The organism is Actinoplanes sp. NPDC051851, assembly GCF_040681165.1.
GTDB lineage: Bacteria > Actinomycetota > Actinomycetes > Mycobacteriales > Micromonosporaceae > Actinoplanes.
In genome coordinates this window covers 69,965-83,480 of record NZ_JBFAYF010000008.1, presented here as the reverse complement: position 1 = coordinate 83,480, position 13,516 = coordinate 69,965, and the positions used below count along the sequence as shown (strand labels likewise).

Genomic DNA, 13,516 nt, shown 5'->3' with positions numbered 1-13,516 from the left:
GCCGCGGCACGCCGCCGGCTGGCACTCGGTCACGGAATGCGGCAGCCATTCCCCAACCGGGGAAACCCCCGCTGGAATTGACCAGCGGGGTACACCCCTCACGACCAGCCGAACCGGACGGGCGCTCAGGGGTCCCTCCGAGCGGCTGCGACACCGACGAACGCCGGCCGGAGACTCGGGGTGGGAGAGGCTCCGTGGCGGGTCAGGCGCCGAACGCGTTGCGGAAGCGGCTCGTCAGGCTTGGCGGAGGGGGCGGGGGCGTGGGACGGCGGGAGCCGGTCGGTGCCGAGCGGCCCACCGGCTGGTCGTAGTCCGCTGCCGCGATCGACGCGATGATCTGGTCGTCGGTGAAGTGTTCGGAACCCGGGATGGACGGGACGAAACCCACCAGGATGCCGTCGCGCATGATCTGCGCTTCCAGGGCGGCGGTGCCGTCGTTGTCCCAGATGGCCTCGCGGCCGTCGGAGAGGACGACGCGGATGCCGTACTGGGTCAGGCCGGCGTGCGGGAGTTTCAGATGGGCGAAGACGTTGCGCTCGCGCAGCCGCTCGACCACCCGGCGGGCTCGTTTCTCATCCATGTCCGCAAAAATAGCCCGGCCCGCTGTACGCAGCCTGAAGGTCCGCTCCACACCCGATGAGAACCGGGACACCCGGCACACGCGTAACCACACCCGGGGACATAACCCCAGGTCACATCGATGCATGTTACTACGACGTAATCGGAATGTCACCGGATTCCATTTACCGCCAGCCTGACTTACTGTGCGGTAACCGAAGCGCTTCGGCCCCCAGATCCCCACGCGGACAACGGAGGCCATCGATGAGTAGGGCTACCGTCCTCGCCTGTCTCGTCACCACATCCGTCCTGAGCCTCAGCGTCGCGGCGGCCACCCCCGCCAACGCGGCGAGCATCGACTACGTCGCCCTCGGCGACTCGTACTCCTCGGGCGTCGGCGCCCCCGGCCAGTCCGGGACGTGTCTGCGCAGCAGCTACAGCTACGCGGCGCAGTGGGCCGCGGCCAACGATCCGTCCTCGTTCCAGTTCCTGGCCTGCAGCGGCGCCGTCACCGACGACATCGTCAGCACCCAGGCCCCGGCGATCAGCAGCGGCGCCGACCTGGTCAGCATCACCATCGGCGGCAACGACGCCGGCTTCGCCTCGACCATGCTGACCTGCCTCACCTCGAGCGACGCCACCTGTGTCGCGAAGGTGAACGAGGGCAAGGCGTACATCAGCACCACCCTGCCCGGAAAGCTCGATGCCGCGTACGCCGCCATCACCGCCAAGGCACCCGGTGCCGAGGTCGTCGTGCTCGGGTACCCCGACATCTTCGCCACCTCGGCCGTCGTCTGCGAGATGAGCAGCGCCAAGCGCACCGCCCTGAACAGCGGCGCCGACGCTCTCGACGACGTCATCAAGGCCCGCGCCCAGGCGGCCGGCTTCACCTACTCCGACGTCCGCGACGAGTTCTCCGGCCACGGCGTCTGCTCGTCCGGCGCGTACATCAACGGGCTGACGATCCTTCCGCCGCAGAACTCCTACCACCCCAACACCAGCGGCTACACGTACGGCTACCTGCCCGCCCTCTCCGGCGCCGTCTGACCGGAGACGGCCGGGGCGGCCCGATCCCCTGCCCGGGACCGGGCCGCCCCGCAACCGGGTGTCCCCGCCCGGCCGGGGCCACCCCGCAACCGGCCCGCACCGCCCGGGGAACCGCGCCGTCGCCGTCCGTTGGCAGGATCCCTGGCATGGCACGAGTGAACACGCTGCTCTTCCTCGTCATCGTCGCGCTCTCGGTGATCGCGCTGCTCGACTGCGTCAGCACCGGGCACCACCGGGTACGCGCCTTCCCGCGCACCGCCTGGGCCCTGCTCATCGTCTGCTGCCCGGTCGCCGGCCCGATCGCCTGGTTCCGCGCCGGCCGCCTCGCCCCCGGTGAGACGTCCGCGCCCGTCGCCGCGCCCGCTTTCATCGGCCCGGAGGACGACCCCGACTTCGTCCGCATGCTCGCGGACTCCCTCCGCAGCCGCTGACATCACACCGCAGGATGGGCGAGGCGCTGCGCGAGCGAGACCTGCCGTGACCCCAGCGCGCAGCAAGGATCATGCAGGTCAGCGCCGGCAAGCCGGGGCGGGGCGGGGCCGGGGGGCGGGGCGGGGTGGTCACCAGGTGAAGATCGGGCCGCGGGTGGTGCTCGCGGAGGTGTGGCCGTCGCGTTCGTAGCGGTAGGTCATCACCACCGTGTAGCGGCGGCCGCGCCGGGGTGTCACTCCCGACGGGCCGCAGGAACGGGTGAAGTCCCGGCGGGTGAAGCGGACCGCGCACGTCGTGGGGCCGGCGACCGTACGGCCCGTCGTGGCGTCGCGGAGGGTGACCTCGATGCGGGCCCGGCCGCCGGCCGGGGCGCTCAGGGAGGCGCGGTAGCGGACGGTGCGGCCGGTCGAGTGGCAGGGGCGCGGTGCGAGCGGGGAGCGGGTGAACATGTCGATCACGAAGCCGGGAGTGCACTGCCAGGGGGTGTAGGACGCGTCGTTCTCCGGGAGCGGGGAGCGGGTCGCCGCCGGTGGCTTCCGGGTGCGCGAGTGGCGTACCGGAGAAGGGGGGTGGGGTTGAGGGGAGGCGTGCCGACGGGCGGCAGGGGACGCGGGGAGCGCGACCGGACGGCTGGCGGGTGCGGCCGGGGCCTGCGCCGGCGGGAGGGAAGCGGCGGACGGAGCGGGCGGGCCGGGCGGCGACGGGTGCAGGGCGTTCCAGGTCGAGATCGCGGCACCGGTGACGAGGACCGTGCCGGCCACCACCGCGGCGGCCACCCCGGGGCGGATCACCGAGCCGCGTGCCCACCGGGGGCGGAGCCCGCGGGCGGGGGCCGAGACGGCGCGGAGCCACCGGCCGAGGCCCTCACGGGACGGCCGGGCGGAGGAGAGCGCCGACGAGAAGAGCGAGAGTGAGGAGAACGACGGCGGCGGCAGGGCCGGTACGCCCGCCAGATGGCGCGAGAGGGCGCGCAGGTCGGCGGCGATCCCCGAGGCGGGTGGGCGGTTGCGCGGCGCCGGGGAGAGGCAGGACCGGATCAGTCGCCAGAGCGGGTCGGGCATGCCCGGACGCCGCACCGGGTCACCCGACTCGTGCAGGCGCATGAGTTCAGGGATCGAGTCGCTACGGTACGGCGGCTGCCCGCTGACCAGCTCGTAGAGGAGCACGCCGAGCGCGTACACGTCGGTGGCCGGGCTCGGCGGGGTGCCCTGGAACGCCTCGGGTGCCATGTAGTGCGGGGTGCCGACGACCGCGTTCGGGCTGGTCATGCTCGGCACGGTGAGCAGCCGGGCGATGCCGAAGTCGGTGAGCCGGGTCTCCAGGCGGCCGTTCTCGTCGCCGAGCAGGATGTTGTCCGGTTTGAGGTCGCGGTGGATGATGCCGAGCCCGTGCGCCTCGGTGAGCGCGTCGGCGACCTGGGCGGCGAGCCGGCAGGCCTCGGCGGGCGGCACCGTGGTGTGGCGGATCAGGTGGTCGCGGAGGCTGCCGGCGGCGACCAGGTCCATCACTAGGCCGAGGGTCTCGCCGACGCTGAACAGGTCGCGGACCCGCACCACGTTGCGGTGCCGCAGCATCAGCAGGATGGTCCGCTCCTGCACGAAGCGGGTGACCAGCCGGGGCTGGCGGAGCAGGCTCTCGTGCAGGAGCTTGATCGCCACCGGTTCGCCGGTGGCCGTGTCCTTCCCGCGCCAGACCGTTCCGGTGGCGCCCTGACCGATCGGGCGGATCAGCTCGTAGGAGTTGCCCACGCACCGACCTGCGAGTCCCTCGTCTAGAGTCACTCCGGGGTCCTTCCGCATGACATGCCCCGGAATGATGGTATTTGTCCGGATCCCTGGCAAGCCCAGTGCCCCGGTCGAGGGGACCGCCGTCACGGATCCCGACGGTTGTCGTTCACTCCCGGGTGGGCTGCGGCCCGCAGAGGGACCGGATCGCGCCCAGCAGCGTCGATCGGGTGAACGGCTTCTCCAGCAGCATGCTGTTCTCGTCCAGGTGCAGCTGCGGGCCGAGCGACGCCGCGGTGTACCCGGACATGAAGAGCACCGGCAGGTCCGGCTGGTGCGTCCGCAGCGCGCTGGCCAGCTCCGGTCCGGTCATCGTCGGCATCACCACGTCGGTGATCAGCAGGTCCGGGCGGGTGCCGGAGGCCACCTGGGTGACCGCCATGAGCGCGTCGGTGGCCACGCTGATCTCGTAGCCGGCCGGCGCGATCAGGCGCTGCACCAGCTGGGCCACGTCCGGCTGGTCCTCGACGATCAGGACCCGGCCGATCACCGCCGACTTGTCCTTGCGCTCCCCGGCCGGCTGCGGGCGCTCCTCCGCGGCCGGCAGGTAGATGTGCACCGTGGTGCCCATCCGCGGCTGCGACTCCAGCTCGATGTGGCCGCCCAGGTTCTGCACGATGCCGGCCGTGGTGGCCAGGCCCAGGCCCGCCGCGGTGGGCCGGGTGGTGAAGAACGGCTCCAGCGCCCGCTTGCGGATCTCCTCGTCCATGCCGACGCCGGTGTCGGTGACGACCAGGTGCACCAGCTTGCCGGTCGGCGCACCCTCGGCCAGCTGACCCGGCTCGACCGTCTCGTTGGTGGCGACCACCCGGACCATGCCGCCGTGCAGCATCGCGTCCCGGGCGTTCGCGGCCAGGTTGACCAGGGCCTGCTCCAGCGGTCCCCGCTCGGCGCGGACCGGCCAGACGTCCGGGCCGAACGTCAGGTCCAGGCCGATGTGCTCGCCGAGCGTACGGCTGAACAGCGACTGCACGTCGGTGAGCAGGTCCGGGATCGGGATCACCTCGGGCCGGTTGCCCTCGCTGCGACCGAACGCGAGCAGCTGGTGGGTGAGCGTACGCCCGGTCGCCACCGCCTCCAGGATGTCCTTGGCGAGCGTGAACTGCGCCGACCCCTCCTCGGAGGCGCCCAGGATCATGTCGGCCGAGCCCGCCACCACGGTCATCAGGTTGTTGAAGTCGTGCGACAGGCCGCCGATCAGCTGACCCAGGCTGTCCAGCCGGCGCAGGTGGTCGAGCTGGCGCTTCAGGCCGCGGGCGTCGATGTGGTCGGTGGTATCGGTGATCATGCAGAGCACGCCGCCGAACTCGCCGTGGTCGTCACGGATCGGCATCATGCTCATCCGGACGCTGCGCCGGGAGCCGTCGGCCCTCATCAGCCGGGTGGCGCCGACCGTGGAGCGGCCCTGGCGGCACTCGGTGATCCGGCGGTCCAGCTCCTTCTGCCCCTGGTTGTCCAGGAAGCCGCGGAGCGAGACCCCGATCAGCTCGGTGCGGGGCATCCCGAGGACCACGCCGATCGGTTCGTTCGCGTACGTCGCCACGCCCTCCGGGTCGAGTTGAAGCACACCCTCGGGGATGGTCTCCAGCACCCGCCGGTACCGCTCCTCCGCCGCACGCAGCCGCTCCTGCGCCCGCGCCGCCGAGATGGCCAGCGAGATCTCGCCCGCGATGTCCCGGGCCAGCTCCACCTCGGGCGTCGAGTAGACGGCGTCCGGGGTGTGCCGGGTCAGGATCAGATAGCCGGCGTACGTGTTGTCGACGATCACCGGGCTGAGCACCGCCGCGGTGATGTTCTGTTCGGCGGCGCCCAGGTTCGCGGCGGGCTCGCCGGCCAGCACGATCGGGCGACGGCTGGCGGCCAGCGTGGTCGAGTACTCGTCGTCGGGAGCCTGCCCCGCCCGGTCCAGCACCCGGGCGAGCGGGCCGGAACGGTCGTCCTCGATGTGCTGGTACGAGATCGGCTCGTACCGGCCGTCGTCGCGGAGCAGTTGGACGCCCGCGCCGTCACCGATCATGTCGGCGGCGGCGCGGGCGGCCGTGGACCGTACCTCGGCAGGATCAGCGGCGGCGCGGCTGAGCGCAAGGGCGAGGTCGGCGAGCGCGTACCGGAGGGGGTAAGCCATGACACCCATGCGAACATGATTCGCGGTCGATAAGCCCGATGAGGCCGGTTTGCCGGAAAATCATGCGAACAGCGCACTCACCGATTCGCCGTTGTGGATGCGCCGCATCGCCTCGGCGAGCGCCGGGGCCACCGAGATCACGGTCAGCTTGTCGTTGCGCTTCTGCCGCGGGATGGGCACCGTGTTGGTGCAGACGATCTCCTCGATCTCCTTCTCCGCGGAGAGGCGCTCCACCGCGTCGTTGGTGAACAGGCCGTGCGTGCAGGCGACCCGGACGCTGCGGACGTTACGCTCCCGGAGCCGGGCGAGCAGCTCGAAGACGGTACTGCCCTTGGCGATCTCGTCGTCCAGCACGATCACGTCCCGGTCGGCCACCTCGCCGATCACCGAGCTGATCACCACCTTGTCGTCCGGGAACCGCTGCTTGGCCCCGGCCGCCACCTCGATGTCGAGCATCCGGGCGAAGGCCGCGGCCTCCTTGGCGTTGCCGAGGTCCGGGGAGACCACGACGGTGTTGCTGAGGTCGTACCCCCGGAAGTGCTGTGCCAGCTCGCGCAGCGCGTGCAGATGATCGACCGGGATGCTGAAGAAACCGTGCACCTGCGGCGAGTGCAGGGTCATGGCGAGCACCCGGTCGGCGCCCGCGGCGGTCAGCAGGTCGGCCACGAGACGGCCGCCTATCGAGATGCGCGGCGCGTCCTTCTTGTCGGACCTCGCGTACGCGTAATGCGGCAGGACCACGGTGATCCGGCCGGCCGACGCTCCGCGCGCGGCGTCGAGCATGAAGAGCAACTCGGCGAGGTGCTCCTGGGTCGGGGGAACCAGCGGCTGGATCAGGAACACGTCCCGCTCCCGGCAGTTCCCCTCCAGCTGCACCTCGATGCAGTCGTTGGCGAACCGGGAGATCCTCGTCGGCAGCAGCGGCACATCGAGGTGCTCGCATATCTCGGCGGCGAGTTCGGGATGGGCTGATCCGGTGAAAACGGCGATGTCGCGCACGGGCACCCACTCTATTCAGAACGTCGCGGGAGAGTTAGCTTGGGCGTCATGAACGGACTGGCCGTGGCGTGCCGCCGGGTCGTGCACATCTACCGTGCCGAGGCGGGCGACGTGGTCGCCCTCGCCGGTGTCGACCTCTCCATCGCTCCCGGTGAGACACTCGCCCTGGTCGGGCCCTCCGGATCCGGCAAGTCCACCCTGATCGCGCTCCTCTCCGGACTGATGCGGCCCTCCGCGGGGCGGATCAACGTGGGCACCTACGACATGGGCAAACTCAGCGACGCGGAGATCTCCCGGCTGCGCGGGACCGAGATCGGCGTGGTCCTGCAGGGCGCTTCGCGCAATCTCCTCCCGTACGTCTCCCTGCACCGCAACATCTGGCTGGCCCAGCGCCGCGCCGCACACACCCGGGGCATCACGCTGGACGACCCGGACCGGATCCTCGACCTGGTCGGGCTCCCCGGCCAGGGGCGGCGCCGGCTCGCCGACCTCACGCCGGGCGGGCAGCAGCGGGCCGCGCTCGCCGTCGGCATCGCCGCCGGACCCGGGCTGCTGCTGGTCGACGAGCCGACCAGCCGGCTGGACACGGCCGGGCGGGACGAGGTGCTGGACGCGCTGGAGACGGTGAACGCCGAGCGGGAGACCACCATCGTGGTGGTCACCCACGACAGCGAGGTCGGTCAGCGGCTGGGCCGGGCGGTGACCATCCGGGACGGACGGGTCGGCGCCGAGGGCCGCGACGGTCAGGACTTCGCGGTGGTGGCCGGGGACGGGACCGTGCAGCTGCCGCCGGAGGTGCTGGGGTCGTACCCGCCGGGCACGCTCTTCACCGTCCAGCACGTGGACGGCGAGGTCACCCTGGTCCCGGGCGGTTCGGAAATCCACCCCGGCGGGTGACGGCGAGGGCGGTGGCGGCCAGGACCACCCCGACCGCCGCGCCCGTGACCACCACCGTTCCCGGAGGCGGCCGGCCCGGCACCGGGAGATCGGCGCCGGTCGTGCCGGTCAGCGGCAGCGCCCATCCGGTGAGCGCCCAGCCGAGCAGCGCCACGGCCGGCCCGATCACCGCCGCCACGGTGACCAGCGCCGGATAGGCCCAGAACGCCGTCTGCCCGGCGACCGCGCGGCTCAGGCCCTGCACCCGCAGCGCGGTCAGGTCCCCGGTACGCCGCCGCCGGTCCACCGCCACGGTCAGCACCAGCGCGCCCGCGCCGAGCAGCGTGGCCAGCACCCCGGCGAGCACGTGGAAGCGGAGCGCCACGGCGGCGCCCTGCCGGTCCAGCCGCCGGTGGGCGGTGGTCGCCCGGACGTCGTCGACGACCGCGAGGCCGTGCGCCGCGAGACGGTCCAGCACGTCCGGCGGCGCGGCGGCGCTCAGCCAGACCTGTGGCGACTGGGCCTGAACCTTCTCGGTCACGAACCGCTCCGCCTGGGTGATGTCGACCAGCACGCCCCGCCGCCCGACGGCCGGGATGGCGGGCAGCTCGGCCACCTCGGCGACCGGCACACCGGTGACCCGCAACCCGTTGATCGCGCCGCCGGGCGGACGGGTTCCGGACCAGGCCACCGGCAGGCTCTCCCCCTGCGGCGCCGAGAGCGCGGCCGCCACCGTTCCCGGATCGGGCGCGCCGGAGGGCCAGGCGGCCACCGCGGCGAGCCGCTGTGCGTCCACCGCGAGACCGTTGTAGGCCAGTGGGGTGACCGCCATGGCGTACGCCCCGGCGGGGTCCGTCTCGCGGACCGCGGCCAACAGCCGTTCCCGGGTGACCGGCTGGACGGTGAGCACCCGGTCGGCGCCGGTGCCGAGCAGCGCCACGGTGTCCCGGTCGCGCGCCGCCGTGCCGACCGCGCAGGCCGCGTACCCGGCCACCGCCGCGGCGGTCATCAGCAGCGCGAACACCCGAGCGGCACCGGGACTGCGGGCCACCTGCAGACCGGCCAGCGCGATACCGAGACGTCCCCGGCGCAGGGCCCACGCGGCGATCCGGCGTACCACCGGGAGCAGGGCGCGGGCGGCGAGCAGCGCCAGCGCGATCAGTACGAAGGCCGGCGCGAGCAGCCCGAGACCGGTGAGCGAGCCGCCGGAGACCACCAGCTGACCGGTCGTGATCACGGCGAGCAGCACGGTCACCGCCTCGCCGGCCGACACCGGCACGCGGCCCGGCACCCCGGTGCGCCGCAGCAGCAGGGCGACCGGGCGGACGAGCAGGTGGCGCTGCGCGGCGACCGCGGCGGCCAGCGCGACCACCGCGGCGACCGGGGCGTACCGGAGCGAGGAGAGGTCCGCCTCGCCGGACGCGCCGGGCAGCACGAAAGCGGTCACCACAGTGGTCAGCAGTTGCCCGGCGAGGCATCCGGCCAGCGCGCCGGCCAGCACCGCGACCAGGCTCTCCCCGGTCGCCAGCCACCACCGGGCCCACCAGCGGCTACCGCGCAGCGCGACCACCGCGAGCTCGCTCTGCCGGCCCTCGGCGCCGTACCCGGCGCTCAGGTGGACGCTGAAGCAGGCGAGCAGCACCAGCGGCACCGCGAGCACCGGCACCAGCAGCCGGGCCGCCTGCCGCCCCTGCTCGATCCGGTCCAGCAGCCGGGGCAGGTCGGTGTCGACGGCGACGCTGCCGCCGAGGTCACCCTTCACCTGATCGAGACGGGTCAGGTCGGCGCGCAGCGCGTCCAGGTGGTCCGGCCCGATGGTGCCCGGCGCGGCGGCACCGTCGATCTCCTCGACGACGATCGTCCGGTCCATCGCGTCCAGCGTCCCGGGGGTGGTGAAGACCGGTTCGCCGGAGCCGGTCTCCGGTCCCGCGACGAAGTAGCCGTGCCGTCCCCACCAGATGCCGGACGGCTCGATCGCGCGATACGTGCCGGAGACGGTCAGGGTGCGCGGGTGCGCGGACGGCACGTAGCCGAGGTCGGCGTCGAGCGGGTTCGGCCGGGCGGCGGTGAGCCGTACGGTGTCACCCGGGCTCAGTCCCCGCCGGGTGGCCGTCTCCGCACCGATCAGAGCGTCGCCCTCGCCGATCAGGCAGCGACCGGCGACGATCCGCAGGTGCGCGCAGACGTCCTGCCGGAACACCAGTCGTGACGGGAACTGATCACTCGGCTCCAGCCCGACGGTGGGCGTCTCGGTCGCGTAGACGTAGGTGAACCCGGGAAGCTCCAGCAGCGCGCCGCCGAGATCGGTGAAGTCCGCGGCGCCCGCCGGCCCGTCCTGCTCGTCCCGCACGCCGCGCACCACCAGGCTCAGCTCGCCGGTGGTGGCGGTCGCGATCTGCCCGGCCGCGATCGACTGCCCGGCGGCGACCAGCCAGGCCGGCGCCGCGACCGAGGCCGCCACCGCGAGCATCGCCAGACCGGCGAGGACCAGGGCCTGGCCGCGGCGGGCCCAGAGCATCGCCAGCACCAGCCTGATCATCGGTTCCACCCCTCTCCGGTACGCCGTCCGCGGGCGCCGGACCGCGCGCCCGGCGAGTGCGCGGGCGCCGGTGACGGGTGCGACCCACGCGCGAGCGGGCGGACGGAGGCCCACGCCGTCGCGGTGAGGACGAGGGCGCCGATGGTCACGGCGAGCAGCAGCGACACCGGGGTGAGTGCGGCGGGCGGGGCCAGCACGCGCCAGCCGTCGGGGAACGCGGGCAGGGCGGCACCGGTCGTCGCGACGGCGGTGAGCGCGGCCACGGCGCCGATCACGAGTCCGGTGAGGATCAGGGCGGCGGGGCCGGCGTACGTGACGAAGAGAGCGACGGACCCCGGCAGACCCTGTCGCCGCAGTGACCGCAACTGATCGGTCAGCACGCGCCGGTCGGCGACGCTCGCGGTGGCCAGGGTGGCGGCGGCGAGCAGGAGCGCGGCAAACCCGGCGAGGAATCCGAATCGGACAACGGCGGCGGGCCCTCGGAGTCCGAGCCGGGTGGCGGCGGTGGCGGCGTCCACGCTTCCGGCGATGGTGAGCCCCGCATCCCGGAGCCGTCGGACGATGCCGCCATCCGATATCTCCGATTCTTCGTGCTCATCGGACGAGCCGGCATCCGCGGCGGCGTCAGGGGAGAGCCAGACCTGGAACGTGGTGGCGGGGGCGGCGTCGGCGGCGAGGCGGCTGGTCGTGGCGAGGTCGGCCAGGAGGCCGGTGCGGCCGGCTGCCGGGAGGGCCGGGACCACGGCGGTGACCTGCGCCGGTACCGGGTCGCCGAAGCCGGTCAGGGTGGGCTGGGCGTACGCCCAGTCGGCGGGGCGCGGACCGGCCAGCAGGATCGGGACCGGGCCGGGAGTGGTGGTGGCCCAGACGTCGGTGCCGTTCGTGCGGCGGGCGTTCGCGCCGGGTTCGACGGCGATCCGCAACGCGCCGCCGGCGGTGCTGACGTCGAGGGCCGCGCCGGTCGTACCGGAGTGCCAGGCGGCGATGTCACCGAGCTCCGCGACCGGCCCGCCGTCCTGGGTGAGCGCGCCGATCGTCACGGCGGAACCGGGCGGCGCCGAGGTGGTCCGCCCGTTCTCGTCGGGGGCCGCGGTGAACGACCAGCGCACGATCCGGCATCCCGGTGCCGCCGCACAACCGGGCACCGGGGCGGTGACGGTCCGCTCGCCGGGCTTCAGCACGCCGAACGGCACGACGACCGGGGCACCCGTCCCGGCATGCTGGAGCACCAGGGTGAGCAGGGTGTCCGCGGTGCCCTCCCGCTTCAGCCGCGCGGTCAGCTCCCCGCCCCCGACCACCCCGGCCCCGGCCACTGCGTCCCTGATCGGCGCGGGCCCGATCGTGCTGCTGGTCCCCGGTTCGGGCGTGGCCGCCGTGCCGGTCGCGGCCCCGGATACCGGGCCGTACTCGGGGCGCCACGCGGCCACCGCCACCAAGCGGGACGTGTCGGCCTCGATCAGGGGGAGGTCGCCGTCGCGGCTGATCGCCACGGCCATCGCCGCCCGGCCGGCCGGGTCGGCCCGGCGGACCGCGGCCAGCAGCGCCACCCGGTTCGTGCCGGTGACCGTGAGGACGCGTTCGGCGCCCAGGTCGGCCAGGGCCCGCTCGGATCGGGCCTGCCGCTCGCCCAGTGCCTGGCCGGTGGCCGTGACGAAGAGCGAGACCGCGACCACGAGCAGCGCGAACACCCGGTCGTTGCCCGGGGAACGGGAGAGCCGCAGCGCGGTCAGGCCCAGCCGCAGGCGGCCGGCCCGGAGCGCGGTCCGCCCGGTTCGCACGGCGGCGAGGGCGAGCGACCGCGCGGCGATCAGCCCGACGGCGAGCGCCACCAGCGCCGCCGAGGCCGACCCGAGTCCACCCGCCGAACCGCCCCATCGGGACTGGTAGAGCGCGGCCGCCGTGACCACCAGCAGGAGCACGTCGGCCAGGGCCGAGCGCCACGCGCCGGTGCCGGGGGAACCCGGGTGCAGGAGGGCGGCGACCGGGCGGCGGAGCACCGCCGCCTCCACCACGGCGAGCACCGTGAGGCTGCCGGCCAGCACCGCCGCCACCGCGATCAGCGACCAGACGAGGGCCGCCCGCTGGTCCGGCGGCACGACGACCCGGCCGGCCAGCGCCCGGGCCAGCAGGAGACCCACCGGGAAGCCGGCCATCGCGCCCACCACCAGGGGGACCAGGTGCTGACCCCAGGCCAGCCGGAGGATGCCCGCCGGGGTCACCCCGCGCAGTTTGAGCAGCGCGACGTCCGGACGGCGGTCCCGGGTGGTGTACCGGCCCGCCAGCCCGGCCGTGAACCAGGCGAGCACCACCAGCTGCACGCCGGCGACGGACACGCCGCGCAGGATGGTCGCGCGGTCCCGGGCGATGCTCTCCAGCAGCGGGCGCACCCCGGTGGAGAGCCGGATCTGTGAGCCGCCGAGCCGGAGGTCCGCTTCGTGCAGAGCGGTGGCCAGGTCGTAGCCGCCGTCCCCGCGGATCAGGGGATCGGGGAGCTCCGCGCCGTACGAGAGGAACGCATTTCGCAGTTGCTTCGCCTGGAAGGTGCCCTCCGGGGTGAAGAGCGCGCCGCGGAACGCCGGATCGCTCCAATATGTCCCGTCCGGGTCGCGCGGGGTGTAGATCGCGACGACGGTGAGCGACAGCGGCGGATTCGCCGGCGACGTGCTCGCGGAGAGCGTCCCGCCGCGCTCCAGACCGAACCGCCGCGCGACCTCCCCACTGACCGCCGCCTCGTTCGCGCGGCTCGGGCAGGTTCCTTCGATCTCCGCGTACGCGCAGAAGCCGTCCCGGTACGCCACGGTGACGCGGCCCTCGCGGTTGGTGAGCTGCGCCGAGAGGCCGGTGACCGGCTCGGCCAGCCCCGGCGGCAGCGCCGACGACACCTGTCCGGAGAACCGGTCCATCGCGGCCCGCGGCTCGTTCCGCGTGTCGGCGGTCTGCCGCGCCACCACGGTGTGCTCGGCCGGGCCCGCGGCGTCGAGTCCGGCGGCGGCCGCCCGTCCCGAGGCGGCGTAGGCGTACCAGGGGCCGGCCGCGGCGACCGCCGTCGCCAGCCCGGCGAGCACCAGGATGGTCAGCAGCTGGGCGGCCCGCGCCCGCACCGCCCCGAGAACGAGTGCGAACAAGCGTCCCTCCCCCGGCCGCTCCTGCCCCGGA

General features: G+C 73.9%; 9 protein-coding genes. 3 read left to right on the top strand and 6 right to left on the bottom strand.

Annotated elements, in window-relative coordinates; all coding sequences use genetic code 11:
* Nucleotides 1-202: 202 nt before the first annotated feature.
* A complete protein-coding gene (locus AB0M08_RS10740) occupies nt 203-580 on the bottom strand; it encodes a hypothetical protein (protein WP_364491392.1) in 378 nt (125 codons plus the stop codon).
* A 242-nt stretch (nt 581-822) separates the two neighbouring features.
* On the opposite strand from AB0M08_RS10740, the gene AB0M08_RS10735 reads away from it, so the two are divergent.
* Nucleotides 823-1,605 carry an SGNH/GDSL hydrolase family protein gene (locus AB0M08_RS10735; protein WP_364491390.1) on the top strand — a complete coding sequence of 261 codons (783 nt, stop codon included), beginning with the start codon at nt 823-825 and terminating at the stop codon, nt 1,603-1,605.
* Between the two features lie 146 nt (nt 1,606-1,751).
* Nucleotides 1,752-2,036 carry a PLD nuclease N-terminal domain-containing protein gene (locus AB0M08_RS10730; protein ID WP_364491388.1) on the top strand — a complete coding sequence of 95 codons (285 nt, stop codon included), beginning with the start codon at nt 1,752-1,754 and terminating at the stop codon, nt 2,034-2,036.
* Between the two features lie 129 nt (nt 2,037-2,165).
* Here AB0M08_RS10730 and AB0M08_RS10725 read toward each other — a convergent pair whose 3' ends face one another.
* From AB0M08_RS10725 to AB0M08_RS10715, 3 genes are all read right to left on the bottom strand, one after another.
* The gene (locus AB0M08_RS10725; protein WP_364491386.1) at nt 2,166-3,785 is read right to left on the bottom strand and encodes a serine/threonine-protein kinase; all 1,620 of its coding nucleotides are present in this window, start codon (nt 3,783-3,785) and stop codon (nt 2,166-2,168) included.
* Between the two features lie 145 nt (nt 3,786-3,930).
* Nucleotides 3,931-5,946 (bottom strand): response regulator, encoded by a 2,016-nt coding sequence (locus tag AB0M08_RS10720; RefSeq protein WP_364491384.1) that lies wholly within the window; start codon nt 5,944-5,946, stop codon nt 3,931-3,933.
* Between the two features lie 60 nt (nt 5,947-6,006).
* Nucleotides 6,007-6,945: a ribose-phosphate pyrophosphokinase gene (locus AB0M08_RS10715; RefSeq protein ID WP_364491382.1), complete on the bottom strand. Its 939-nt coding sequence runs from the start codon at nt 6,943-6,945 to the stop codon at nt 6,007-6,009.
* A gap of 48 nt (nt 6,946-6,993) precedes the next feature.
* Between AB0M08_RS10715 and AB0M08_RS10710 the strand changes: the two genes are divergently transcribed.
* Nucleotides 6,994-7,842 carry an ATP-binding cassette domain-containing protein gene (locus tag AB0M08_RS10710; RefSeq protein ID WP_364491380.1) on the top strand — a complete coding sequence of 283 codons (849 nt, stop codon included), beginning with the start codon at nt 6,994-6,996 and terminating at the stop codon, nt 7,840-7,842.
* Here AB0M08_RS10710 and AB0M08_RS10705 read toward each other — a convergent pair.
* Nucleotides 7,799-10,360: a hypothetical protein gene (locus AB0M08_RS10705; RefSeq protein WP_364491378.1), complete on the bottom strand. Its 2,562-nt coding sequence runs from the start codon at nt 10,358-10,360 to the stop codon at nt 7,799-7,801. The genes AB0M08_RS10710 and AB0M08_RS10705 overlap by 44 nt on opposite strands.
* On the bottom strand, nt 10,357-13,485 hold the full coding sequence (locus tag AB0M08_RS10700; protein ID WP_364491376.1) for an FtsX-like permease family protein: 3,129 nt from the start codon (nt 13,483-13,485) through the stop codon (nt 10,357-10,359). Before AB0M08_RS10700 ends, AB0M08_RS10705 begins: the two co-directional genes overlap by 4 nt.
* Between the last annotated feature and the right edge of the window lie 31 nt (nt 13,486-13,516).